This is a genomic window from Methylobacterium sp. 174MFSha1.1 (assembly GCF_900116815.1).
Classification (GTDB): Bacteria; Pseudomonadota; Alphaproteobacteria; order Rhizobiales; family Beijerinckiaceae; genus Methylobacterium.
In genome coordinates this window covers 59,046-84,140 of sequence record NZ_FPCB01000032.1, presented here as the reverse complement: position 1 = coordinate 84,140, position 25,095 = coordinate 59,046, and the positions used below count along the sequence as shown (strand labels likewise).

General features: G+C 73.2%; 22 protein-coding genes and 1 pseudogene. 8 read left to right on the top strand and 15 right to left on the bottom strand.

The genetic code is table 11. The features are described 5' to 3' along the window. Positions 1-360 precede the first annotated feature (360 nt). The 7 genes from BM430_RS25180 to BM430_RS25150 all read right to left on the bottom strand — a co-directional run bounded on the left by BM430_RS25180 (position 361) and on the right by BM430_RS25150 (position 7,823). Entirely contained in the window at positions 361-1,650 is a 1,290-nt protein-coding gene (locus BM430_RS25180; protein WP_093569981.1) for an O-acetylhomoserine aminocarboxypropyltransferase/cysteine synthase family protein, read from the bottom strand. Between the two features lie 25 nt (positions 1,651-1,675). Continuing rightward, on the bottom strand, positions 1,676-2,035 hold the full coding sequence (locus BM430_RS25175; RefSeq protein ID WP_280142292.1) for a response regulator: 360 nt from the start codon (positions 2,033-2,035) through the stop codon (positions 1,676-1,678). A gap of 284 nt (positions 2,036-2,319) precedes the next feature. Continuing rightward, complete coding sequence (locus tag BM430_RS25170) at positions 2,320-3,507, bottom strand: sensor histidine kinase (protein WP_093569979.1); 1,188 nt, start codon at positions 3,505-3,507, stop codon at positions 2,320-2,322. 203 nt (positions 3,508-3,710) lie between these two features. Continuing rightward, complete coding sequence (locus tag BM430_RS25165) at positions 3,711-4,988, bottom strand: O-acetylhomoserine aminocarboxypropyltransferase (protein WP_093569978.1); 1,278 nt, start codon at positions 4,986-4,988, stop codon at positions 3,711-3,713. A 242-nt stretch (positions 4,989-5,230) separates the two neighbouring features. Further along, complete coding sequence (locus BM430_RS25160) at positions 5,231-5,503, bottom strand: hypothetical protein (protein WP_093569977.1); 273 nt, start codon at positions 5,501-5,503, stop codon at positions 5,231-5,233. Between the two features lie 390 nt (positions 5,504-5,893). Further along, entirely contained in the window at positions 5,894-6,997 is a 1,104-nt protein-coding gene (locus BM430_RS25155) for a glycosyltransferase family 4 protein (protein ID WP_093569988.1), read from the bottom strand. Then, positions 6,984-7,823 (bottom strand): polysaccharide deacetylase family protein, encoded by an 840-nt coding sequence (locus BM430_RS25150; protein WP_093569976.1) that lies wholly within the window; start codon positions 7,821-7,823, stop codon positions 6,984-6,986. Before BM430_RS25150 ends, BM430_RS25155 begins: the two co-directional genes overlap by 14 nt. Before the next feature lie 201 nt (positions 7,824-8,024). On the opposite strand from BM430_RS25150, the gene BM430_RS25145 reads away from it, so the two are divergent. From BM430_RS25145 to BM430_RS25125, 5 genes are all read left to right on the top strand, one after another. Continuing rightward, positions 8,025-9,032: a lipid II:glycine glycyltransferase FemX gene (locus tag BM430_RS25145; protein ID WP_093569975.1), complete on the top strand. Its 1,008-nt coding sequence runs from the start codon at positions 8,025-8,027 to the stop codon at positions 9,030-9,032. Beyond that, the gene (locus BM430_RS25140; RefSeq protein WP_143132124.1) at positions 9,029-10,327 is read left to right on the top strand and encodes a lipopolysaccharide biosynthesis protein; all 1,299 of its coding nucleotides are present in this window, start codon (positions 9,029-9,031) and stop codon (positions 10,325-10,327) included. The genes BM430_RS25145 and BM430_RS25140 overlap by 4 nt, the downstream gene beginning before the upstream one ends. Next, positions 10,321-11,691 (top strand): O-antigen ligase family protein, encoded by a 1,371-nt coding sequence (locus BM430_RS25135; RefSeq protein WP_093569987.1) that lies wholly within the window; start codon positions 10,321-10,323, stop codon positions 11,689-11,691. The genes BM430_RS25140 and BM430_RS25135 overlap by 7 nt, the downstream gene beginning before the upstream one ends. 97 nt (positions 11,692-11,788) lie before the next feature. Then, on the top strand, positions 11,789-13,909 hold the full coding sequence (locus BM430_RS25130) for a GumC family protein (protein ID WP_093569973.1): 2,121 nt from the start codon (positions 11,789-11,791) through the stop codon (positions 13,907-13,909). Positions 13,910-14,307: 398 nt separating this feature from the next. Further along, a complete protein-coding gene (locus tag BM430_RS25125) occupies positions 14,308-16,293 on the top strand; it encodes a right-handed parallel beta-helix repeat-containing protein (RefSeq protein ID WP_093569972.1) in 1,986 nt (661 codons plus the stop codon). Here the strand turns inward: BM430_RS25125 and BM430_RS25120 are convergent. The 3 genes from BM430_RS25120 to BM430_RS25110 form a co-directional block, all read right to left on the bottom strand. Further along, positions 16,223-17,053 carry a WecB/TagA/CpsF family glycosyltransferase gene (locus tag BM430_RS25120; protein ID WP_093569971.1) on the bottom strand — a complete coding sequence of 277 codons (831 nt, stop codon included), beginning with the start codon at positions 17,051-17,053 and terminating at the stop codon, positions 16,223-16,225. The two genes, BM430_RS25125 and BM430_RS25120, sit on opposite strands and share 71 nt — an antisense overlap. Positions 17,054-17,058: 5 nt before the next feature. After that, entirely contained in the window at positions 17,059-18,276 is a 1,218-nt protein-coding gene (locus BM430_RS25115) for a glycosyltransferase (protein WP_244539655.1), read from the bottom strand. 412 nt (positions 18,277-18,688) lie between these two features. Beyond that, positions 18,689-19,669: a Gfo/Idh/MocA family protein gene (locus BM430_RS25110; protein WP_093569970.1), complete on the bottom strand. Its 981-nt coding sequence runs from the start codon at positions 19,667-19,669 to the stop codon at positions 18,689-18,691. 218 nt (positions 19,670-19,887) lie between these two features. Between BM430_RS25110 and BM430_RS25105 the strand changes: the two genes are divergently transcribed. Continuing rightward, a complete protein-coding gene (locus tag BM430_RS25105; RefSeq protein ID WP_093569969.1) occupies positions 19,888-20,151 on the top strand; it encodes a hypothetical protein in 264 nt (87 codons plus the stop codon). A gap of 3 nt (positions 20,152-20,154) precedes the next feature. On the opposite strand, the gene BM430_RS25100 is transcribed toward BM430_RS25105, so the two are convergent. Next, positions 20,155-20,598 (bottom strand): DMT family transporter, encoded by a 444-nt coding sequence (locus BM430_RS25100; protein WP_093569968.1) that lies wholly within the window; start codon positions 20,596-20,598, stop codon positions 20,155-20,157. Between the two features lie 72 nt (positions 20,599-20,670). Beyond that, complete coding sequence (locus BM430_RS25095) at positions 20,671-22,515, bottom strand: adenylate/guanylate cyclase domain-containing protein (RefSeq protein WP_177303167.1); 1,845 nt, start codon at positions 22,513-22,515, stop codon at positions 20,671-20,673. A 109-nt stretch (positions 22,516-22,624) separates the two neighbouring features. Here BM430_RS25095 and BM430_RS34225 point away from each other — a divergent pair, with 109 nt between their 5' ends. After that, positions 22,625-22,927 (top strand): hypothetical protein, encoded by a 303-nt coding sequence (locus tag BM430_RS34225; RefSeq protein ID WP_143132123.1) that lies wholly within the window; start codon positions 22,625-22,627, stop codon positions 22,925-22,927. Between the two features lie 310 nt (positions 22,928-23,237). Beyond that, a pseudogene (locus BM430_RS25090) lies at positions 23,238-23,463 on the top strand (alpha/beta hydrolase); the annotation flags it as partial. Positions 23,464-23,467: 4 nt separating this feature from the next. On the opposite strand, the gene BM430_RS25085 reads toward BM430_RS25090, so the two are convergent. The 3 genes from BM430_RS25085 to minD all read right to left on the bottom strand — a co-directional run. Then, positions 23,468-24,034 carry a hypothetical protein gene (locus tag BM430_RS25085; protein ID WP_093569966.1) on the bottom strand — a complete coding sequence of 189 codons (567 nt, stop codon included), beginning with the start codon at positions 24,032-24,034 and terminating at the stop codon, positions 23,468-23,470. 195 nt (positions 24,035-24,229) lie between these two features. Continuing rightward, positions 24,230-24,499 carry a cell division topological specificity factor MinE gene (minE, locus tag BM430_RS25080; protein WP_093569965.1) on the bottom strand — a complete coding sequence of 90 codons (270 nt, stop codon included), beginning with the start codon at positions 24,497-24,499 and terminating at the stop codon, positions 24,230-24,232. Beyond that, the coding region (gene minD, locus BM430_RS25075) for a septum site-determining protein MinD (RefSeq protein WP_093569985.1) at positions 24,496-25,095 on the bottom strand (600 nt) is incomplete at its 5' end. The genes minE and minD, both read right to left, overlap by 4 nt.

The window sequence follows — 25,095 nt, the reverse complement described above, 5'->3', positions numbered from 1 at the left end:
CCGCCGCTTGAGGAGCGGCGGGACGCGACCTTCGGTGAGCAAGGAGCTGTAAGCACGGCCAAGGCCAGAGCAGGATGAGGGACCTGGGACCAGGACACTCCGCCACGTCATCGCGCGTCACAGCGCGTCGGGATGTTGGGAGCCTGGTTCTTCGCAAGGAACGCTTGTGCGCACCCCTTGGTGGCCCGCCGTCGTCCTCGTCGCATCAACCGCGGCGGCACGACGGCATCAGAGGCCGGATACATGACTGCTCCTGAACCGACTGGCTCAAACCGATGCTCACAAACCCTTGCGAAACGGGGGCCGTCCATACATGACGCGGAGGGGTAAGAAGTCCAGTTGCGCGGAACGGAGAGGGACTCAGTCCAGCGCGTCCAGCGACTGCGCCACGTCGGCGAGCAGGTCCTCGACCGATTCGAGCCCGATCGACAGCCGCACGGTATCCGGCCCGACCCGGGCAGCCTCCTTGTCGGCGGCGGGGAGCTGGCGGTGGGTCGTGGTCGCCGGGTGGATCGCCAGGGACTTGATCTCGCCGATATTGACGAGGTGCGAGATCAGGTTGAGCCCGGTGATGAACTTCTGGGCCGCCGCCTCGCCGCCCTTGAAGCCGACGGTGAAGATCGAGCCCGCGCCCATCGGCGAGTAGCGGTTCGCCAGCGCCTCGCCGGGCTGGCCCGGCAGCGACGGGTAGCTCACCCAGGCCACCTTCGGGTGGTCACGCAGGAAGGCGGCCACCGCCTTGGCGTTGGCGCAGTGGCGCTCCATGCGCAGCGGCAGGGTCTCGGTGCCGGTCAGCGTCAGGAAGGCGTTCATCGGCGACAGGCCGGGGCCGAGGTCGCGCAGGCCGAACAGCCGGCAGGCGGTGGCGAAGGACGTCTCGGGGAAGCGCTCGGAGACGACCAGGCCCTCGTAATCGGGCCAGGGCTCGTTGATCAGGTTGTAGCGGCCCGTCGCTTTCCAGTCGAACCGGCCGGCATCGCAGACGATGCCGCCGATCACCGTGCCGGAGCCCGACAGGAACTTCGAGGTCGAATGGACGACGATGTCGGCGCCGTGCTCGATCGGCCGGATCAGGGCCGGGGAGGCCAGCGTGTTGTCGACGACGAGCGGCAGGCCGTGCCTGTGCGCCACCGCGGCGACACCCTCGAGGTCGATGATCGTGCCGCACGGGTTGACGATCGATTCGCAGACAATCGCCCGGGTCTGGTCGGTGATCGCGGCTTCGAAGTCCTCGGGCGTCAGGCCACGGGTGAATTGCGGCACGAGGTCGTAGCGGCCCTCCAGCCGGCGCATCAGCCCGAGCGAGCCGCCGAACAGCCGCGCGGAGGCGACGTAGGCGTCGCCCGACTGCATCAGCGTCATCAGCACGAGCAGCATCGCCGACTGGCCGGAGGCCACCGCCACCGCCGCCTTGGCGCCTTCGAGCGAGGCGACCCGGCGCTCGAGTGCCGCCACGGTCGGGTTCGAGCCGCGGGAATAGGAGAAGCCCGTCGCCCGCATGGCGAAGATGTCGGCGGCCTGCTCGTTCGATTCGAACACGAAGCCGTTGGTGAAGTAGATCGGCTGCGCCCGGGCGCCGGTAGCCGGATCGGGGGCGGTGCCGGCATGGACCGCCCGGGTGGCGAAGTGGAGCTTGGTCGGATCGCTCATCGAAATCGTCCGTGGAAGGGTCGGCTCAGGCGGCGCGGCGCACGGTATCGTGCAGGGTGCGCACCAGGGCCGAGGGCGCGTAGGGCTTGGGGATGAAGCGCGCGCCCGGCGGCATGTCGTGCGGGCCGGGGCTGCCCATGCCGGAGACCACCAGCACCGGCAGGCGCGGCCAGCGCCGGGAGACGAGGCGGGCGAGGGCGAAGCCGTTCATCGAGCCGAGCGGCATGTCGACGTCGGTCATCAGCACCTCGACGTCGGGCCGGCTCTCCAGCACCTTGAGCGCCTGGTCGGCATGGGGCGCCTCCAGCACGGTGAAGCCGGCCTCCGCCAGGGTGTCGGCGGCCTCCATCAGCAGGAGACCGTCATCCTCGACGAGGAGCACCACCGGCGCCGCGTCGCAGGGAGCGTCCGGCGCGTCCTGTCGGGAGTCTTCCCGACGGGAAGCCTGATCGTGTCGGTCGAGGTCGGATGTCATCGCGGGCAATGCGGGCGGGGGCGAAAGGTTGCGGCCGAAGCGTGCTGCCTATGGGTCCGCATCCCGTGGGTCAAGCGTGGCCGGAGAACGGCGCGGGACTGTCGCATCCCGGGCAAGTCCCACGCCATCCCGCCCTCGTGACGGCGACGCCGTCCCGTCCCGGTGACGGCTACGCCGTCCCGTCCCGGTGACGGCTACGCCGTCCCGTCCTGCATCGCCGCGAGCGGCGCTTCGAGCTCCATCACCGCGCCCTCGGGGGGGAAACGCAGGCTGACCCGGCCGCCGAAGCTGTGCACCAGGCTGCGCTCGATCAGCCGCGAACCGAACCCGCCCCGGACCGGCGGCGCGACGGGCGGGCCGCCGCTCTCCCGCCAGCACAGGCGCAGGACGGCCCCGGCGCTCCCGGCGAGTTCCCAGGTGACGGCGACGCGGCCCGCCGGGCTCGACAGGGCGCCGTACTTCGCCGCGTTGGTGGCGAGCTCGTGCAGCAGCAGGGACAGGGTCAGGACCGAACGGGGACCGAGGCTGACGCGGGGCCCGGCCGCGGCGAAGCGGCCGGCCACCGCATCGATGTGCGGCGCCATCGCGCCCTCCACCACTGCGGCGAGGTCGGCCTCCGCCCAGGCGCCGCGGATCAGCACGTCGTGCGCGTCGGACAACGCCATCAGGCGGCCGTTGAACGCCTCCATCGCCGCGTCGAGCGTCGGGGCGCTGCGCAGGGTCTGGGCGGCGACCGCCTGGACCAGGGCCAGGGTGTTCTTCACCCGGTGCGCCATCTCCTGCATCAGCAGCGCCTGCTGCTCCTCGGCGCGGTGCGCCTCGGTCACGTCGCGGGCGACCGTCAGCAGGCGCTCCGGCGCACCGTCGGGGCCCTGGATGGCCGAGACCACCACGTCCCACCAGCGCGGGTCCTGGCCGCCGGAGGGCGCGCGGAACCGGCCGGTGCGGCCTGCCCGCGCGGCGGCGAGCGCCACCTCGGCGGCGGTGCGGTCGCCGGGCTCGGGCCAGGACGCCGCCCAGGTGCTGCCGATCACCGCCGCGTCGGGACGGCCGGCGGCGAGGCGGCCGCCCTCGCTCAGCCACTGCACCGTGCCGTCGAGGGCGAGGACCTGGATGCTGTCGCGGCTCGCCGCCAGGAGCCTCGCGGTGAAGGCCTCGCTCGCCCGCAGCCGCGCGTTCAATTCCTCGGCGGTGGCGAGGCGCGCCTCCCATTCGGCGGTGGCGGGGGGCTCACCGCCCGCCGGCCGACCGGGGGTGCCGTGGGCGTCGCGCAAAAGGACGCGCAGCCGGGCGGTCTCCTCGCGGATCGCGCGCTGGCGCGCGGTCTCGTCGCAGGAGGCACGATCGGCGTCGGCGTCGTCGTGGGCGTCGTGGGCGACCATCGCACCAGCCTCCAGACCCGCCCGGGCGGCATGCGTCCCGCTCGGCGCGGATCGGCTCACCCGGCGCCGAAACTGGACGAGGCCAGTAGATCACGGGAGCAGGCTTGGCTGCAATGCTTGCGGGAATTTTTCCCAATCGTCTCTGCCACAACGGAAGGCCGGACGGCCGCGCGGATCGTCGCGGCCGGCCGGCGGGACGGTCCTTAGGACAGCGCCTGGTCGAGGTCGGCGATCAGGTCGCGCGGGTCCTCGATGCCGATGGAGAGGCGCACCACCTCCGGGCCGGCGCCGGCGCGGGTCTTTTGCTCGTCGGTGAGCTGGCGGTGGGTGGTCGAGGCCGGGTGGATCACCAGCGAGCGGGTGTCGCCGATATTGGCGAGGTGCGAGAACAGCTTCAGGTTCGACACCAGGGCCACGCCGGCCTCGTAGCCGCCCTTGAGGCCGAAGGTGAAGACCGCGCCGGCACCGTGCGGGCAGTAGCGCTTGTGCAACTGATGGTAGCGGTCGGTCTCGAGGCCCGGATAGCTCACCCAGGCCACCGCCGGGTGGCGGCTCAGGTGCTCGGCCACGGTCTTGGCGTTGTCGGAGTGGCGCTGCATGCGCAGCGGCAGGGTCTCGATGCCGTTGATGATCAGGAAGGCGTTGAACGGCGAGAGCGCCGGCCCGAGGTCGCGCAGGCCCAGCACCCGCACGGCGATGGCGAAGCCGAAATTGCCGAAGGTCTCGGAGAGCACCATGCCGGCATATTCCGGCCGCGGCTGCGACAGCATCGGGTAGCGCGCGTCGCCGGCCCAGGTGAACGAGCCGCCGTCGACGATGAGCCCGCCGATCGAGTTGCCGTGGCCGCCGAGGAACTTGGTGGCCGAGTGGACCACGATGTCGGCGCCGTGCTCGAACGGGCGGATCAGGTACGGCGTCGCCATGGTGTTGTCGACGACGAGCGGGATGTTGTGGCGCTTGGCCACCGCGGCGATCGCCGCGATGTCGGTGATGACGCCGCCCGGATTGGCGATCGACTCGATGAAGATCGCCTTGGTGCGCGGGGTGATCGCCGCCTCGAACGAGGCCGGGTCGTCGGTATCGGCCCAGACGACGTTCCAGCCGAAGTTCTTGTAGGAGTGGTTGAACTGGTTGATCGAGCCGCCGTACAGCTTGTTCGCCGCGATGAACTCGTCGCCCGGCTGCATCAGGGCGTGCATCACCAGGAACTCGGCGGCGTGGCCGGACGCCACCGCGACGGCGGCGGTGCCGCCCTCGAGCGCGGCGATGCGCTCCTCCAGCACCGCGTTGGTCGGGTTGGTGATGCGGCTGTAGATGTTGCCGAAGGCCTGCAGCCCGAACAGCGACGCGGCGTGATCGACGTCGTCGAACACGAACGAGGTGGTCTGGTAGATCGGCGTCGCCCGTGCGCCGGTGGCGGCGTCCGGCGCCGCGCCGGCATGGATCGCGAGGGTGTTGAAGCCGGGCTGGCGGTCGGTCATGGCGTCCTCGTGGCGTCCTCGGGCGTCGGTCTTTGGCCGACGTGCTTAGGACTTGGCGGGCCTGAGGGTCAAGCAGGGACGCCCGTCATCCGCCACAGTAGAGATCGCCGGTTCCCCGCGCCTCGATGGCCGTTTCCCTGACCGGAGAAGCAACGGCTACGAAACGGTCCGGATCGGCAAGATCGTTCTCCCTGATCGCCAGAACAGGCGGGCGACGACATCTCGCCCGCCCTGACGGAATCTCAGCGATAGTGACGGTGCCGGCGATGGTGATGATGGCGGCGGCCCGGCAGGCCGGTGCGGTAGGCACGCCGGCCCGGATCGATGCCGAGCACGCCGTTGACGCCGCCCACGGCCCCGCCCACCGCGCCGCCGACGACACCGCCGATCGGCCCGCCGACCCGGTTGCCCTCGCGGGCGCCGCGGTCGATGCCGCCGGGAATGCCCTGCGCCTCGGCGGCGCCGGCGAGCGCCAGGGTGGAGAGGGCGAGGGCGGCCATCAGGGAGAGTTTCATGGGGCGCGGTATCCTCTGCCGGAGGCGCCGCAGGGAGGGCCGGGCGCCTGGTTCGTCTCAACGCTCAGCTTGGGTGAAGGATCCGGTTCGGGCATGGGGCGACCGGGAAACCGCGATCTGGGCTGCCTTGTGCGAGAGCTGGCTCATATCTCCCATCGGTCTTGACACCCTCAGGGTCATTCCGGGGCCGCGACAGCGGAGCCCGGAATCCAGACACTCAGGTCGTTCAGAAGTAAGCGGCGAGCGTCCCGCTCGATCCTGATCCATCCGCGTTTCTGGATTCCGGGCTCCGCTGCGCGGCCCCGGAATGACACGGAGGGTGTCAGGACTGTCGAGCCGATCGAACGGGCACCGACACTCTTGCATCCATGCAGGAGATACCTCGCCGCCTCACACCACCGACGCCAGCCCCTCCCGATACGCCGCGACCGCGCGATCGAGCGAGAAATCCGGCATCGCCCGCCCGGCCGCGTGCCGCAGATGCGCCCGCCGGGCCGGATCGTCGAGGAGGGCGAGGGTCGTGCGCGCCCAGTCCGCGACCTCCATCGGTCGCACCGTGCCGCAGTTCCGCGCCTCCAGCAACTCGCGGGCGGCGCCCGAATGGGGCGAGGCGAGGACCGAGGCCCCGCTCTGCAACGCCTCGTTGACCACGATGCCCCAGACGTCGCCGCGGCTCGGGAAGAGCAGCAGCCGGGCCGAGGCGTGGGCCTCGGCGAGCGCGCCCTGCGCGAGGTAGCCGTCGAACCGGGCCGGGATCCCGGCCTCGGCGAGGCGCGCCGCCATCTCGGCCTTGAGCGGGCCGTCGCCCGCCACCCGCACCCGCAACGGGCGCCCGGCGGCGGCGCAGGCGCGCATCACGTCGGTGAAGAAGCGCGCGCCCTTCACCTCCTCGTTGAGGATGCCGCAGAACAGGACGTCGTAGGGGCGGTCCTCCGGATCGGGGAGGGGCGGCACCGGGTTCCAGGCCGGGAAGAGCGGCGCGCGAAACACGCTCTCGGGCGCCAGCCCGTAGCCGGCGAGCAGCGCCCGGCTGCCCTCGCTCGGGCCGAGGCCGAAGGCGGCGCCGGGCACGATCGCCCGGCGCAAGGCCCGGTGCGCCGGCGAGCGGGTGCCGGGATCGGTCTCCGGCACGCCGTCGGTGCGGATCGCGTAGGGGATGCGCAGGGAGCGCGCCGCCATCGCCGCCATCGCCATGGTGGGCGAGAAGTCGTTGAGGATCACCGCCGCCGGCCGCAGGCCGGCGAGGCGGGGGACGACGCCCGGATTGACGTAGAGGTTGCGCACCGCGTCCCGGTGCCAGCGCAAGCCCGGCAGTACCGAGAAGCCGTAGCCGTCCGCCGCCGCCAGCTCCCACTGGCGGGCGGGCTCCCGGGCGGCGCAGGCGAGCACGGTGAGCGGACAGTCGAGGGCGGCGGCCAACGCCCGGTAGAGCACCTGGGTGTAGGGGGCGAGCGCTCCCGTCACCACCACGACCGGGCGGTCAGGGTCGCGCAAGGCGGGCTCCCCGGGCAAGGTGGGCTCCCCGGGCAAGGTGGGCTCCCCGGGCAAGGCGCGCGCGCCGGGCTCCCATCAGGGCGTCGAGCTCGTGCACGGGCCATTCCGGTTCGAGGACGTGGCGCGGCATCAAGGGGAGATCCCCGGCATCGGTGGCGACGCCGCGGCGGGTGGTGAAGAAGGTGGCGTAGCCGCTCGCGAGCGCCAGGGCCGGGTCGCGGCCCGGCCGGTAATCGTGCTCCGCGACGCCCCAGGGGCAGGCGAAGTGCCGGATCGGCCGACCCGTCGCCGCCTCCAGCGCGCGGCGCGAGGCCGCGATCTCCCGCTCGGCGCCGGCCTCGTCCAGGGTCGCGATGCGGGCGTGGCTCATGCTGTGCGAGCCGATCTCCATGCCGGCTTCGAGCCACTCGGCCACCAGGGCCCGGCCGGCATAGGGGCCGGGCGGGTTCGAGGGCGGCGCGTCGAGCCAGTCGGCGACGAGGAACAGGATCGCCGGCACCCCGGCCTCGCGCAGGACCGGCAGCGCGACCTCGACCGTGTCGGCGTAGCCGTCGTCGAAGGTGACGAGGAAGTGCCGCCCGGTCCCGATCGCGCCGGAGGCGATCAGCCCCACCGCCTCGTCGGCCCCGACGAAGCGGCCGTGGCGCCGGAGATGGACGATCTGCGCCGCGAACCCGGCGCGGTGATGCTCGGGCACGTGGTGGTAGCACAGGGTGTAGAGGCCCGGCGGCGCGTGGGCGAGCCGGCGCAGCCGGGACAGCCCGCGCAGCAGCAGGGCCCGGACCGCCGGGTTGTCGCGGGCGAGGGTCTTGAAGGAGTGCAGCATCCCGCTCGTCGTCATGACAGGGCCATGCGCCGTAGGTGAGACGGGTCAGGCGCGGGAACAAGTCAAGAAAACCACGTAGACGAGAAAAACTAACTGGACCCGATCGGCCGCGCACGACCCGCGCGGTCGCGGTGCGCCGCTTGCGTCACCGGGGCATCGGCGGCGAGCGATGTCGCATCCTGGCACGGAACTCCCAAGACCATGACGAACCCTGAGACGGGATTGCGGGTGCAACCCGTGATCGACGCGCCAAATTGGGACGAGGCGGTGTGGGCGCAGCCGCGGGGCAACATCTTCTCCGCCGCCGGCTGGGGCACCTACAAGGCGCGCCGCGGCGCGGGCGTCGAACGGCTGAGCGTCCTCGACGAGGCCGGCGACCTCCTGGGCCTGGCGCAGGTGCAAAGCCGCCGCAGGGGCCCGGCCCGGCAATTCTACCTCCAGGGCGGGCCGCTCCTCACCGAGAAGGGCGAGCGCCACGGCGAGGCGGTGGTGCGCGCCCTGCTCGCGCATCTCGCCCTCGGGCCGCTGGACCTTCTGGTGGTCGATTTCAACCGGGCCGAGAGCCCGGGCGCGGTGCTCGGCCTGCTGGCGACGGGATTCCGGCCGGTCGCGAAGGCGAGCCGGCACACCCTGGAGGTGGACCTGACCCGCGGCCTCGACGCGCTGCAGGCCGAGATGGAGCAGCGCTGGCGCAAGGCCCTGCGCAAGGCCGAGCGCAACGCGGCACTCACCGTCCGCTTCCTCGACGAGCCCGCCGAGCGGCTGAAGGCCTTCGATGCCTTCGCGGCGATGTACGCGGCCCTGAAGACCCGCAAGGGCTTCTCGAACGACTTCGATCCCGCCGCCTACCGCGACCTCGCGGCGAACGACCCGCGCCACGTCATGCTCGAGGTGCGGGAGGGCGACGAGCTGTGCCTGGTGCGCATCGCGCATGTGAGCCGCGACCGCTTCTCCGATTTCTTCACCGCCTCGACCGAGCGGGCGAAGACGAACGCCGCCGCCTACCTGGCGGTGTGGAGCTTCATCCGCCGCGGCGCGGAGGAGGGCTGCCGGGTGTTCGATTTCGGCGGCATCGATCCGGCGCACAACCGTGGCGTCTACGACTTCAAGCGCGGGCTCACCCGCAACGTCGCGTCGAGCGGGCCGCTCTGGCTCTACGGCCGCAACCGCCTCGTCACCGCGGCGGCCGGGGCGGTGCTCGCCCGGTGAGGAGGGTCTCCGCGCTCCTCGCCGCTCTCTCCGTACGCTTGCGCGGACCGGCCCTGCTCTCGCTCCTCGACCAGGGGGCGGTGAGCGGCTTCGGCTTCCTCGCCGGGATCGCGGCGGCGCGCCTGATCGACATGGAGGGGTTCGGGCGCTTCGCCCTCGTGCTCATCGTGGCGGGCTTCGCGCAGGGGCTGCACAACGCCCTCGTCACCGCGCCGCTGATGACGCTCGCGGGCTCCGTGCGCGACCCGGCCCGCTACGCCGCGGCCGTCGGCGCCGGCGCCCTGGTGCTGGCGGCGGGCCTCGCCCTCGGGGTCGCGGGGGCGCTCGCCCTGTACTTCGCCGCCCGCGGCGAGGCGGTCCCGGTCGATCTCGTTACCGCCGCCGGCGTGCTCACCCTGGCGCAGAACCTCCAGCTGACGGCCCGCCGCCTGCTCTTCGCCTATGGCGGGGGGCTGAAGGCCCTCGCCATGGACCTCGCCCGGGCGGCGGCGTTCCCGCTGTCGGTCGCGGGGCTCTGGGCGGCCGGCGTCCCCCTCGACGCGGCGCGGCTCGTCGAACTCCTGGCGCTGACGGCCTTCCTGACCACCCTGCCGACGCTCGTCGCCCGGGCCGCCGATCCCGGGCGCCGGCGCCTCGCCACCGCCGCCCGGCGCCACTGGCAGATGGCGCGCTGGCTCCTGCCGGTCGTGCTCGTCACCTTCGGGCAGGAGCAGCTGGTCTGGATCCTCGCCGGCGGCGTCCTCGGCGACGAGGCCCTGGGCGGCCTGCGGGCGGCGCAGTACCTCGTCGGCCTCGTGCTGCTGACCCTCGCCGCGACCGAGAACGTGGTGCCGACCGGGGCAGGGCGGGCCTACGACACCGGCGGCGAGGCGGCGCTCCGGGCCTATCTCCTCGGCGTCACCCGCCGCCTCGGCATCCCGGTCCTGGGCCTCCTCGCCCTCGTCGCCGTGCCGGCGGAGCTGTGGCTCCGCCTCGTCTTCGGCGAGGCCTACGCGCCCTACGCGCCGGCCCTGCGCTGGCTGGCGCTCGGCGTCGTGTTCATCTTCCTGCGGGACATGGCGGCGCAGATCTTCCGGGCCCGGCGGCGCACCGACGTGATCTTCCGCGCCTTCGCGATCAGCCTGGCGGTGTCGCTCGCGCTGATCCAGCCGCTGCTCACCCGCTACGGCGCGACGGGAGCGGCCGCCGCGGTGGTGCTCGCCCACGGCGCCTCGCTCCTCGCCCTCCTGGCGGCCCTCGGCCGCGCCCCGGTCTTGAAAACCCCCGCCACACCGGCGGAGAGCCCGCGATGCTGAACGCCCTCATCGCCGTCGGGGCCGCGACCTGGTTCACGGTCGCCTACCCGGTCCTGCGCCGCCGCCTCGAGACGCACCCGCCGTCGGGCGGCGCACCCCTGTTCTGGCCGCTCGCCCTGCTGGTGGTGTTCGCCTTCATGCCGCTCGTCTTCACGGTGCCGCGCGAGGACGGCAACGCCGTGCTGGAGCAGGGGCTGACCGCCTCGAACGTCGTCACCATCGTGCTCACCGGGCTGACCGCCCTCTACCTCGTCGTGAAGGTCGCCGCCGACCGGCGCGTGCTGCTCCTGCCCTTCGCGATGCCCTACCTGCCGTTCACCCTGATGATCGGCATGAACGGGGTCAGCGCCGCCTGGTCGATCGTGCCGACCTACACGCTCTACCGCACCGCGGAGCTGGCGGTGTTCACGCTCGCCTGCATCCTGATCTTCGACCGGCCCGACATCCGGCGGCGGCTCGCCGACATCCTCGCCATCGTGACGCTGGCCTGGCTCGTCGCGGTGACCCCGGAGATCCTCCAGAATCTCGCGTCGGGCATCGTGTTCTCCTCGGCCAAGAACAACATGATGCCGCTCGTCTGCGCGCTCCTCGGCTTCGCGGTCGTGTTCGGGCCGCCGAACAAGCGGCGGGGCCGCTACCTGGTGCTGGCGGCGGCGGGCTTCGTCATCGCGGGCTCGGCCGCTTCGACGGGGGCGCTGATCGCCGTCGGGCCGGGGCTGATGATCGCCTCGCGCCGCCCCGGCTTGCGCGTCGCCGGCATCGTCCTGGCGCTGGTCTCACTGGTGCTGTTCCTGTTCCTGATGGTCGGCCTGTCGAGCTTTCCGGCGCTCCTCGACCTCCTCTCGGTCGTGCTCCAGAAGCCGAAGATCGAGCTCGCCAACGCCACGGGACGGGGCCAGTTCTGGCCCACCTTCATCGCGGCGACGCAGGACCGCCTGCTCGGCTCCGGCTTCTCGGCCGCCGACCGCTTCGTGCAGCTGCTGATCCCGACCACGGGCCTCGCCGACGAGCTCGGTCGCGACGCGGTGTTCATCACGAGCTCGCACAACATGTTCCTGAGCGCCTGGGCCGGCACCGGGATCGTCGGCCTGTGCTTCGCGGTCCTGACGCTCGTCGAGCCGGTCCGCTTCGCCGCCCGCGCCGACCGCGGCACCCGCCGCCTCGTCGCCTGCCTGATCCTGATGCTCGCGCTCAACGGGATGACGACCCCGGGGCTGTTCCAGGACTGGAACGTCAACGTGCTGGCCTACGTCGCGGTGCTGGCCTGCGCCCGGGCGGCGCGGCGCGAGGCCGAGGCGCTGGAGGTCGCCGGCCCCTCCGTCGTGTCCCTGCGCGGGACGGAGCGGGCCTGGCCCGCCACTTGAAGCGTCATCGGCACGAGGGCTGGATTCCCGACCGATCGTCCCGGAACGGAACATATCCGACCTACCACGAAATCCTTCGGGGAGCCTTGGGCGCATCATGACCATGGTCGAGAATGTCCGAAACGGGCTGCTCATCGGCGCGGCCCCGCGGGGGGAGGAGGGGCGGGAGCCCTGGTTCCTCGACCCGCGGGAGATCCTGCGCACCGTGCGCCTGCGCTGGCTCACCGTGCTGCTGCCCATCCTGCTGTGCCTCGGCGCGGCGGCGGCCTGGACGCACCTGAACCCGCCGCAATACGCCGCCTCGACGCAGATCCTGATCGATCCGCGCGGGCTGCAGGTGGTCAAGGACGGGCTGACCCCGCCGGATCAGGCGAGCGACGCGAGCCTCCTCCTCGTCGACAGCCAGCTCCGGGTGCTCACCTCCGACGACGTGCTCGGCCGCGCCGTCGACCGGTTCGACCTCACCCGGGATCCCGAGTTCCAGGGCCGCGAGACCCTCATCGGCGCGATCAAGGGCCTGATCGCGCGGTTCACCGGCCGGACCGAGCCGCCGGCCGAGCCGCGGCTGACGGCGCTCCGGATCCTGCGCGACCGGGTCGGCGCCCGGCGCCTGGAGCGCAGCTTCGTGCTGGAGCTCGGCGTCACCTCCGAAGACCGGGAGAAGGCGGCGCGGCTCGCCCGCGGCATCGCCGAGACCTATCTGGCCCGCGACGCGGCGACCCGCTCCGACACCACCCGCCGGGCCGGCGAGGCGATCGAGGGGCGGCTCGCCGAGCTGCGCGAGGCGCTGCGCCAGGCCGAGGACAAGGCGCAAGCGTTCCGGACGAAGCGCGGCCTCGTCGGCACCCGCACGCAGCTGGTGAGCGAGCAGCAGCTGACCCAGCTCAGCGAGCAGCTCGGCGCCGCCCGGGCCAAGGCCCTCGACGCCGGCGCCCGCCTGCGCCAGGTCGAGGCGGTGCTCGCCGGCGGGCGCTCCGAGGCGGTCAACGAGATCGTCCAGAACCCGACCATCTCGGCCCTGCGCGGGCAGCTCGCCGGCGTCGAGCGCCTGCGCGCCGACGCCGAGGAGACCTTGGGGAAACGCCACCCGAGCTACATGGCGGCCGTGGTACAGGAGAAGGCCCTGCGCGCGGCGATCGAGGCCGAGATCCGCCGCATCGCCGCGGCGATCCGCAACGACTTCCAGGCCGCCCAGGCGAGCGCCCGGGTCCTCACCACGACCCTGGAGCGGCGCAAGGCCGAGGCTTCGAAGGTCGGCGACGACTTCGTGCAGCTGCGCGAGCTGGAGCGTCAGGTCGAGGCGAGCCGGGCGGTCTACGAGGCCTTCCTGGTCCGGGCCCGGGAGCTGCAGGAGCAGCAGCGCCTCGACACCTCGGCCTCGCGGATCATCTCGCCGGCCTCGCCGCCGGAGAAGCGCATCGGCCCGCCGACCCCGGTGGTGTTCGTCGCCGCCCTCGTCGCCGGGCTCGGCCTCGGCCTCGTCGGCAGCCTCGGGCTCGAACTGCTCGCCGGCCGCGTCCGCTCGCGCCGGCGCCTCGAGGGCCATCTCGGCCGCGCCGGCCTCGACGCCCTGCCGCGGGCGCCCCGCGCGGCCGTGAGGCCCGCCGCCCTGCGGGCGGATTTCGGCAGCGCCCGCGGCGACGGCCCCTACGAGGTGGCGCTGGCGCGCCTGCGCCACCGCCTCGCCGCCGCCGAGCCGGGCGCGAAGCCCCTCGTCGTCCTCGTCACCGCGGGCGACGACCGGGCCGGCAAGTCGCTGCTCGCCCGCTCCCTCGCCCTCTCGGCGCTGGCCGACCGCGAGCGGGTGGTCCTGGTCGATGCCGACCCGAAGGGGCTCCTCACCCGCGATCTCGGCGCCGCGGCGCCGCGGGACCTCGCCGGAAGCTTGCGCGCCCGCGCTCCCTTGGGCGACGCCCTCGTGACCCTGCCCTCGGGCCTCCGGGTGCTGCCGCGCCCGTCCGACCTGCCGCGGGACCTCGCCGGGTCCCTCGCCGAGGCGCTGCTGCGCAGCGACGCCGATCTCGTCGTCGTCGATCTCGGCCTCGTCGGCGGCGACGTGGTGACCGAGCGCCTGATCGCCGAGGAGCGCATCCCGGTGCTGCTCCTCGCCGTCAGCGCCCGCCGCGGCCGCCTCGCGGCGGTCGACCGGGCGCTCAAGGCGATCGGCGCGAACCGCCGGCCGCGGGTGGTCGTGACGGATGCGGACCTGCGGGAATAGGCGGAGGCTCGCTTCATTGGGCTGGTGGTTCGGGAGGAAGAGGAGGCGCGGGTTTTCCCTCCCCCCTCTGCGGGGGAGGGTGCCCCGCGGATGCGGGGCGGGAGAGGGGCAGCGCGACGTCGAGTCAGTTGGCGACCTTCAACGAGGTCGCGACCTCTCCGGAAGCGGCGTCCCCTCTCCCGCCCCACTGCGTGGGGCACCCTCCCCCGCGGAGGGGGGAGGGGGAAAAGCCCGCGCTTCTTCCCCTGAATAACCTTGAACCCGCAGGGAGAGAGAAACCCCCGCCACGATCGTCATAAAAAATTCCTGGGCCGATCTCGCCCCTAGGAGAAGCGGCGCTTCCTCCCGGGCGTCGAGGCGCGATACGACCGAACCCGACCGGCCGCGAGACCCCCACCATGCGGATCCTGCTCCTCCTCGCAGCCCTCCTCGCCGCGTCACCGGCCGTCGCGACCCCGGTCGAGATCCCGGTCGCGGCCGAGGGCACCCGGCCCCGGCCCGGCGGTACCGCCACCCTCGCCGAGGCTTTGGCCGAGGCGCGCCGCCGGCGCGCGCGAGACCCCCGCACGACGATCGCGATCGTGCTGGCGCCCGGCACGCACCGCCTCGCCGGCACCGTGCGGCTCGGGAGCCAGGATGGCGGCAGCGCCGGGGCGCCGCTGGTGATCCGCGGTCCCGCCGACGGGTCGGCGCGCGTTGTCGGCTCGGTGCGCCTCGCGCCGGTCCCGCTCGATCCGGCTCTGGCCGCCCGTCTGCCGGCGGCGGCGCGGGGCAAGGTGCGGGCCTACAGGCTGCCCGCCGCCCTGTGCCAGGCGGCGCGGATCCAGGCGCCGATCGTCCTCAACGGTCCGCCCTCGCCCCCCGCCTTCGAGGTCTTCGACGACGCGGGCGCGATGCATCCGGCACGCTGGCCGGCGGAGGGGTTCGCGAAGGCCGAGGACGGCGCCGGACCGGCCTTCACCCTGGCGGACCTGCCGGCGGGCGCCCTGCGGGACGAGCCCGATTTGTGGGCCGAGGGGTACTGGCGCTGGGGCTGGCTGTTCGAGGCGCTGCCGGTGGTGCGGACGGCGCGGCAGGGCAACGGCACCCGCCTCACCCTCGACGGCACACCCTTCGAGGGCATCCGCGCCGGCGCGCCTTTCCGCCTCGTCCACCTGCTGGCCGGCCTCGACCGACCGGGCACCTGGTGGCGCGAGGCCAAGAGCGGGACCCTGCTCGCCTGGCCGCGGGGCGGCGAGGCGGTCGAGGTGTCGGTCGCCGAGACGCTTCTGTCGGTCGAGGGCGCGTCGCACCTGCGGATCGAGTCCCTGCGCCTCGCCATGGCCCGCGGCGACCTCGTCGGCGTGCGCGGCGGCCGCGACGTCGTGATCGCCGACAGCGTGCTCTCCCTCGCCGGCGGGCGCGGGGCGGTGTTCACGGGCGCGGCCGAGAGCGGGCTCCTGCGCTGCGACCTCGCCGGGACCGGCGCCGAGGCGGTGATCCTGTCGGGAGGCGACCGCCGCACGCTCACCCCCGGCGGCCTGTTCCTGCGCGACAGCCGCCTCACGGCCTATGCCCGCCGGAAGCCGACGCAAGCTCCGGCCGTCGCCCTCGACGGCGTCGGGGCCGAGGTGGCCGGCAACTTCATTCACGACTCGCCGGCCTACGCGGTCCACATCCGCGGCAACGACCACCGGGTGACGGGCAACGAGATCGCGAACCTGCTCGCCGGGGCGACCGATACCGGCGCGATCTATTCCGGACGCGACTGGACCGCCCGGGGCAGCGTGATCGCCGGCAACTTCCTGCACGACATCCGGGGCGGTCCCGACACCGAGGTGAAGGGCGTCTACCTCGACGACATGGCGAGCGGCTTTGCCGTCACCGGCAACCTGTTCCTGCGGGTCGACCAGCCGGTCTTCCTCGGCGGCGGGCGCGACAATCGTGTCGAGGGCAATGTCTTCGTCGCGTCGAGCCCGGCGGTCCACGTCGATTCCCGCGGACAGACCTGGGCCAAGGACGCGGTGAGCGACCCGCAATCGGAATTGCGCGCCGCCTACGCGGCGATGCCGGTGGACTCGCCCGTCTGGCGGGCGCGCTACCCCCGGCTCCCCGGCCTGCTCTACGACCGCCCGGCGGTCGCGACCGGCAACGTCATCGCCGACAACCTCCTGGCCTCGAGCGACCCGCCCCGCTTCACCGACGGGGGCGAGGCCGCCGAGCAGACCCTCGCCCGCAACCGCGGCCCGGCGAAGGCCCCCGCCGACCTGGGGACGCTGGCGCGGACCTCGAGCGACCCGGCGGATTTCGCCGGGCTCACCGATGGCACCGGCCTCAGGCTGCCGACGATCCCGTCCGCCCGGATGCGCCGGTCGTCGACGGCTGGGGCGCCTTTCGGGCGCTGAGGGAATCCCGCGCCGCGATCAGGAGGAAGCGCGGGATCGTGTCGAGGTAGCGCCGCCACAGGCGCCGCGGCTCGCGGGCGAGGCGGTAGGCCCATTCGAGCCCGGCAACCTGAAGCCTCCGCGGCGCCCGCGGGATGCGCCCGGTCGCGACGTCGAAGGCGGCGCCGACCCCCATGGCGATCGTGCCCGGCAGGTGCGGGGCGTGGACCGCCATGAACATTTCCTGCTTGGGCGTGCCGAGGCCGACCCAGACGATCTGCGCGCCGGAGGCGCGGATGCGCGCGCGCATCGCCTCCGTCTCGGCGTCGTCGAGCGGGCGGAAGGGCGGCGTCTCGACGCCGGCGACCTGCAGGCCGGGCACCCGGGCGCGCATCGTCGTGGCGAGCAGATCCGCGACGCCGTCGCCTCCGCCGAGGAAGTAATGGCGCCAGCCCTGATCCACGCCGGCCCGGCACAGGGCCTCGACCGATTCGATCCCCGGCACCTGCTGCATCGCGGTCAGGCCGCGCCAGCGGCCGATCCAGCTCAGGGGGCGGCCGTCGGCGACGACCAGCAGGGCGTCGTGGTGGGCGGCACGCAAGGCGGCGTCCTTCTGCGCCCGCACCACGCCGTGGGCGTCGCGGAACACCACGAAGGTGCCGGGCTGCGCCGGCCCGGCGGCCAGCCGGCGCCGGACCGCCTCGGCGAGCCCCGCCATGTCGGTGGCCGAGACCGGAATGCCGCCGATCGTGAACGAAGGGACGAGGGGATCGTGTGCCACTTTGGTCAGGTTCCCGTTCTGGAAAGGGGCGCGTCGGAAAGGCGCGACTCTGCCGCGCGCGCGGCGACGGCATCCCGGTAGATGTCGAGGAGGGCGCGGGTGGTGACGTCCTCGCGCCACTCGCGCTCGTAGACGGCGCGGGCCTCCCGCCCCATGGCGGCGGCCCAAGCGGGGTCGCCCGCGATGCGCGAGAGGGCGCGCGCGAGGTCGGCGGCGTCGCCCGGCGTGGCGAGGAGCCCCGTCGCGCCGTCGGTGACGAGGCCGGCCAGCGCCCCGATGCGCGAGGCGACGACAGGGGTGCCGGCCGCGAAGGCCTCCGCCACCACCATCGGCAGGCCCTCGTACCAGAGCGACGGCACGACGATCGCGGCAGCCCGCGCCATCGCCGCCTGGACCGCCTCCGGCGGAAGGGCGCCCCTGAGGTCGAGGCCCGGATGCCCGGCGAGCGCCCCCGCGAGCGGTCCCTCGCCGATCACCGTGACCCGCATGTTCGCCCGGGCGGCGGCCTCGGCGAGGATGGACACGCCCTTCTCGGGGCTGAGCCGGCCGACGAAGAGCAGGCCCCGGCGGGGTCCTTCCGCGGGCAATCCCGGATCGGGCAGCCCGTTCGGACGGATGCGGATCTTCTCCTCCGGAAAGCCCGCCGCGGCGAAGCGCCCGCGGGCGAAGGGGGTGAGCGCCACGAACCGGTCGACGTCCCGCCGCCAGGTCCCGGCCCGGCGGTGGTGGTCGATCATCCGGGCGACCGCGAGCGTGCCGGTCCGAGAGCCGCGGTAGCAGGCGAACTGCACCGCCCGGTAGGGCGAGCCGGTCACGCAGAGCTCGCACGGCGCGCCGTCGCGCATCAGGAAGGCGTTGGCGCAGATCAGGCGGTAATTGTGCAGCGTCTGCACCGTGGCGCAGCCGGCCGCCCGCGCCGCGGCGTGGATGCCCGGCGAGAGCAGCGGGAAGAAGTTGTGGACGTGAACCACGTCCGGTGCGAAGCGGCGCAGGACCGCCATCACCCGGGCGATGCCCTCGGGCGCGTGCGTCGCCGCGATCGCCGCCCGCAGCCGGGCGGGGCCAGAGGTGATCGCCTCGTTGTCGAGGAACACCGCCTCGACCGCGCAGCCCGCCCGTTCGAGGGCCGCGAGATCGCGGGCCACCGCCGCATCCTCGCCGCCGCGGACCTGGTAGCGGTTATGGGCGACGAGGACCCGCAGGGGCCTGTTGCCGGCTCTCATCGCCGGCGCCCGCGCGGGCCGTGCCGTCCATGTCGTCCCGTCCCGATCCCCATCTCTCCCGACCCGCTCTTCCGTACCGTCCGGGCGCCCCGCCCTTCGCACCGGCGAAGAGATTCGGGGAGACGCATCCGGATGTTCGGGAAGATAACGCGTTATGCGGAAGAAGTTCGACTACGGCTGACTACCGATACCGCAGGGTCATGGTTTTTCTGCGTCAGTCATGAGAGCGAGTCGGGAGCGAGATGGGAAATTAATCGGGATTACGTCAAAAATAGACTAGCGATTGGGATTATGCTGCGATCACAGCGACCTACTCGCCCTCGCGCACGGCCTGGCGGGCTCCCGGCCCGGAAGAGGGGGCCGGGACCGTCCGTCCGGGCGGTCGCCGGGGTGTGACGCGATGTCCGGCCCCTCAGCGGCCGGCCAGGATGGCCTCGACGACCTCCTGCACCTCCAGCGCCTCCGCCAGGGTGGCGAGGGCGTGGGGCTCGCCGCGGGTCATCCGCACCACGCCCTCGAGCTGGCGCCGCAGGGCGATCGGGCGGGCGCGCTCGTTCGGGATCGCGTCGGGGGCGGGCGCGAAGCCGCCGTCCGGTCCCTGCCGCTCGGCGATCGCCCAGTCGCGCAGGCGCACCGTGCCGGCCTCGCCCTCCAGCGTCCAGATGTTGTGGTCGTCGAGCGCCGTCTCGCCGACCCGGCCGCGCAACACCACCGGCACGGCGCCGGCTCGGAACGTGGCGTCGACCGCCCGCTCCGACCGGCCGGCTTCCGGAAACCGCGCCTGCGCCCGCAGCCCGTCCAGGGGCCCGAGCAGGCGGCGGCTGAGGAACAGGAAGTGCGACACCACCTCGCGGGTGAAGCCGCCCTCCTGCGGCGCGTCGAGCCAGCCCGCGGCGTCGGCCTGCCATCCCCGCGGCCAGCGCGCGAAGGCGACCTCGATGGTGAGGCGCTGCGGCGTGCCGACCGCGCCCTCGGCGATCCACTGCGCCAGGGTGGCGACCCCGAGGGAGGAGGCGAACGGGAAGTTCACCGCGCCGCGGGGGCCGGCCGCCGCCACGAAGGCGCGGGCCTCGGCGAGATCGACGGCCAGCGGCTTCTCGCAGAACACGCTCCGCCCTTGAGCCAGCGCCGCCCGGGCGTGGCCGAGATGCGTGGCGGGCGGGGAGGCGATGTACACGCACGCGCTCGCCGCCACGACCGCGGCGGCATCCGCCACCACGGGCAGGGAGGGGAAGCGCGCGGCGATGCGCGCCCGCGCCGCCGGATCCGGATCCCACAGGGCCGCGACGCGGACGGGGGACTCGTCCTGCCCCGCGATGGCGTCGAGCATGCGCTCGCCCATGATGCCGGCGCCGATGATGCCGAGGGCGAGGGGTTGGGTGGGCTGGGGCATCGGGGATCCCTGGAGAGCGGAAGGCGCCCGTCATAAGGCCGAACAGGCGCCGGGGGAACGCGGGCCGGCCGCGCCGGGAGGGGCAACGGCGCGGATTACCTCCCGGACCTTGCCCGCGCCGGTCGCCGCGCGTTAACCACGCCACCCTGCCGGCACGCCGCTCGCACCCTCCTCCTGTGCGCGGGGAAGAGTGTCCCGCTCCGGGAGAGATCGTTCACATGTGGCACAGTGCCATCGGCTTCCTCGCCGTCGCGACCGCGGTCGCGCTGATCGTCCGGCATTTCGGCGCGCCGCGCGCCGTGATCTACGGCTTCGTCGCCACCGGGCTCGGCGCCTCCGCGGCGACGGTGCTGCTCGCCGACATCAACACCGTCGATCCGGGCGCGAGCCGCGCGCCGGCCTTCACCGCGCAGAGGCCGCCGGTGCCGGGCCGCGACACGCGCGACCTGCGCCGGGCCGACGAGTCGCGCGGCTGGCGCTGAGGTTCAGTTCAGCGCGATCAGCGCGACCCCGGCGATCATCAGCCCGCAGCCGAGGATGCGCCCGAACCCGGCCGGGTGCTGTGCGAAGCCGACCCAGCCGAAATGGTCGAGCAGCACCGAGGTGACGAGGCCGGCGGTGACCGTGAAGCCCGCGAAGGTGGCGGCGCCGAGCCGGCCGGCGAAGACCGTCATCGCCAGCACGTAGGCGCCGCCCATCGCGCCGCCGAGCCAGGCCCACCACGGCGCCTGGGCGAGCCGCGACGCCCCGGGCCAGCCGAGCCCGACGAACGGTGCGGCGGCGAGGTAGACCACCGCGTTGGCGAGCGAGACCGTGAGGGCGACCAGCACCGGCTGGCCGAGGGCCTTGTTGAGCGTCGCGTTCGCCCCCGCCTGGACGGTGTTGAGGGCGCCGGCGAGGATGGCGATCAAGGCGATGAGGGCTGGCATGGCTGACGAGGCTCCGTGGGAACCTCGTCAACACCGGCTGGCCTGCGAAGGTCTCACATCGGACGAGTCCCGTCACCGCTCCGGCAGGCCGGCCCGCCGCAGGCCGTCGTAGATCCCCTCGCGCTGAGCGAGGAAGGTCGGGTCGGTGGAGGTCAGGCTGCGGTAGCGGGCGATCGTGTAGCCGGGCCGGAGCTCCAGGAACCGGGCGAGGGCCGCCCGCGCCTCCGCGTCCCGGCCGAGCCGCGCGAAGGCGCAGGCGAGGTAGAGGTGCGGGAAGTCGAAGAGCGGGTTCACCGCCGCGGCGCGCTGCAGCGGCGCGATCGCCGCCTCGTCCCGGCCGAGATGGAGCTTCGCCAGCCCGTCCCGCGCCAGCCAGGCGCCGAGCAGCGGATCCTTCGGGCTGAGGCGGATTGCCGCCGCGATGTCGGCCTCCGTTTCCTCCGCCCGGCCGAGGAAGATGTGGATCAGGCCCCGGTAGGCGTGCGCCCGGGCGAAGCTCGGATTGAGCGTGAGCACCCGGTCGAAGGCGGCCAGCGCCTCGGCGTAGCGGGCCCGGGCCCGCAGGGTCTCGCCGCGCAGGTAATGCGCGAAGGGATGGGTCGGATCGCCCTGGAGCACCGAGGTGACGGCCTGCTCGGCGGCGTCGAGGTCGGCCTGCCGCTCGCTCGTCCAGCCGTTCAGCACCCCGTCGACCAGCACCTCGGCGAGGCCGAGCCGCGCGTGGACGTTGCCCGGGTCGAGGGCGAGCGCGCGCGCGAACAGCGGCCGTGCGCCGGCGTGGTTCTCCCGGGCGAAGGGCCGGTTGAGCAGGGCCTGGCCGCGCATGACGAGGTCGACCGCGTCCGCCGGGTGTCCTGCGCGCGCTTGCGTCTCGGCCTCCAGCAGGCGGATGCCGAGCGCCCGCCCGACCTGCGCGACGAGGGTGTCCTGCGCGGCGGCGAGGTCGGCGCGGGCCCCGTCGTAGCGGTCGGCCCAGAGGGCGGCGCCGGTCTCGACGTCGGTGAGCTGCACGGCGAAGCGGACCTGCTCGGCGCTCTGGCGCAGGCTGCCCTGCACCACGTAGCGCACGCCGAGCTCCCGGCCGACCGCACGCGGCTCGACCGGGCGCCCCCGGTAGGACTGGGCCGTGCCGTGGGCGATGACGAAGGTGCCGGGCGCGCGGGCGAGATCGGCGGAGAGGTCCTCGGCGAGCTGCTCGGCGAGGTAGTCCTGCTCCGCGTCGCCGCTCTGGTTGGCGAGCGGCAGGACGACGAGCGACAGCCGCGGCCGCGCCGGCAGCGCGTCCTCCGCGCGCTCGGCGGCCGAATGCGGCCAGGCAAGCGCCAGGCCCGCGAGAACCATGGCGGTGACGGCGCCGAGGGCGGACCGGAGGGCCCGGGCCATCCGCGGCGCGCGCGCCTCCGGCGACGGCACGGCGTAGACCCGGACCGGCCGGGCGATGTTCTTGAGCCGCTGCATGCCGAGATCGACGAAGCGGATACCCGGCATGTCGCGCACCTGCCGGTAGGCGGCGTCCGACAGACGCAGCGCACCGGGCTCGGCCGCCGCCTGGAGCCGCGCCGCGATGTTGACGCCGTCGCCGAACAGGTCGCCCTCGTGCACCATCACGGCGCCGAGATGGATGCCGATGCGCAGGCGGAACCGCCCGGCATCGCCCTCGGCCTCGGCCAGCGCCCGCTGGATCGCCACCGCGCAGGCGACCGCATCCGTCACGGAAGCGAACTCGGCGAGCACGCTGTCCCCGGCGGTGTTGGCGATCCGGCCTCTTCGGGCCGAGATCAGGCGGTCGACGATCCGCCGCGTGGCCTGGAGCGCCCGCATGGCGCCGGCCTCGTCGGCATGCATCGCCTTGGAGTAGCCGGCGATGTCGGCCGCGAAGATCGCGGCGGACCGGCGTTCCGGAACCGGCCACTCCATTGCCACGGACCTTTGTGCCACGGACCTGTGCGCGCGCTCGTTCATGACGCCCCGTCCGTGCCGGCCCTGCCCGACGACCGCTCCACTTGGCTGGCCGACATCCGGGACGATGACAGGCAAGACGACCGGCAAGACGACGCGCCTTGCGAGAAAATATCAATCATTCCGACGATCATCGAAAACGACCTCCATCTTCTTCCTCGAATCCGTCTTGCCCGAATCCGTCTCGCGCGAATCGATCTCGCCCGGACGTCACGGTGATCCCGGGCTCCGGACCGTCGCGGACAGCATCGGCGATGCGGTTTCGATCGGCCTCTGCATCGTCCCGGATCTGTTTTCAGATCACGTACGAGGCATCAGCTTGACTGTGCCGGTATCATGGTCGGAATTCGGGAATATTGCGTCCCGGTAACATTGGGCGGACTGGCGCGATGGAGGAGCGGATCTCCGCGTCGCGCGCCGGAGCCTCGACGGGCGGGGGTGGACGATCCCCGGATGCCGGTCCCGCGCAGAAAGCACGCGTCATACAATTTCCGATTGATCGCTCGGCGATTGCTGCGCAATCGCTTTCGCGATGCGGAAATCGGCCTCGCTCATGTGTGTGGAGCCGTAGGCTCCACCGCGCGGGCTGGTGATACGATTTCCGAACTGATCGTCCGGAAATCGTATCAGGCGTCGCGCTGCCGGCCCGGCTTCGTGCGCAACAGGCGAGGATATTTCACAACGACGCCGCCGATGCCGAGGCGCGGGTAGAGGCGCCGCTCCTCGCCCTGTGGGGCGCGAGGGGGACCGAGGGGCGGATCTACGACGTGCTGGAGACACGACGTGCCGGAGACTTGGCGCGAGAAGGCGCGCGACGTGCGCGGCCGCGCGCTGGATTGCGGCCACACCCTGCAGGAGGAGCGCCCGGAGGAGGTGAGCGCGGCGCTCCTCGCCTTCCTCGCCTGAGGCCTCAGGCCTTCGGTTCGCCGTCCCCGGGCGGAGGCGCGTCGGGCGGCGGAGAGTCGGGGGAGGGCGCCTCGGGAGCAGGCGGCACGTGGTCCTTGCGCCACTGGGCGAACAGGCTCTGGAGCACCGCGACGGTGTCGCGCACCGCCTTGGCCTCGTCGTCGACCGAGACGCCCTCCGAGACGGAGTTGCGCGTGGTCAGTACGGCGCGCTCCTCGATCTCGGACAGGCGTTCGAGGAAGTCGGGGCGCGTCGCCAGGAGGTCGAGGGCGTCGCCCATGGCGGTGGCGAGCGTGGTGGCGAGCAGCCCCGCGGTCGCGACGTCGCCGACCGAGGCCTCGTAGGGCTCCGGCACCTCGTCGTCCTCGTCCTCCTCGGCGGCGGCCTGCAGGCCCTCGACCAGGGCCTCGACCAGTTCGACCGCGGTGTCCTCCGGCACGGCGAGCCGCAGCGCGACCTCAATGTCCTCGCCGCTGAAGCCGGCGGTGCCGAGGGTCACCTGAAGGATGCCCGGCCGGCGCAGGCTGAGCGCCATCAGGGTGTTGGCGTAGATGGTGGGCGCGTCCGGCATGACCTCGACCTCTTCCGGGCAGGCGCGGGGATCCCGCCGCCTGCCCGGGCTATATCGTGCCCAAGAGCATTTTCCGACGAAGTGGATGCCGGTTCGTCGAAGAAAATGCGGCAAAACCAAAGGTCTGGAACACCATCCGGTCGCACCGCGATCGGATGGTGTTCCGGCACAAGGGGCGACCGCGGGGAGATGCGGTCACGCGCTGGCGAGCCGGGCGACCTTGTTGTCCGGGAGTTCGATGTCGACGCCGAGGGTCGAGACGGCGTCGCCCCGCTCCATCGTCACCTTCACCTTCTCCTTGTCGATGGCGACGTGCTTGGCGATCACCGCCAGGATCTCCTCGCGCAGGATCGCCACCAGGTCCGAGCGACCGAACGCGGTGCGCTCGTGCGCGAGAAGGATCTGGAGCCGCTCGCGCGCCACCGGCGCCGTGCCGCGCCGCGACAGGAAGCTCAGCAGGTTCATGCCGCCCTCCGGGTGAACAGCTTGCCGAGGAGCGAGCGCTTCTCGGTCGGGACGGTCATCGCCACGGTCTCGCCCTTGAGCCGCCGGACCGCGTCGGCATAGGCGCGGGCCGGCGCGCTCTGCGGCGCGTTCAGCGTCACCGGGCTGCCGAGGTTCGAGGCCTTGAGAACCTCCTCGCTCTCCGGGATCACGGCGAGGAGCGGGATCGACAGGATCTCCAGCACGTCGTCGATCTTCAGCATCTCGCCGCGCTCGGCCCGGTTGGGGTCGTAGCGGGTGAGGATCAGGTGCTTCTCCAGCCGCTCGCCCTTCTCGGCCCGCTCGGTCTTGGAATCGAGGAGCCCGATGATCCGGTCCGAATCGCGCACCGAGGAAACCTCGGGGTTGGTGACGACGACCGCGATGTCGGCGTGGCGCATGGCCAGCGTCGCCCCGCGCTCGATGCCGGCCGGGCTGTCGCAGATCACCCAGTCGAACTTTTCACGAAGCTCGCCGATCACCCGGGCGACGCCCTCGTCGGTGAGCGCGTCCTTGTCGCGGGTCTGCGAGGCGGGGAGCAGCGAGAGGGTGTCGAGGCGCTTGTCGCGGATCAGCGC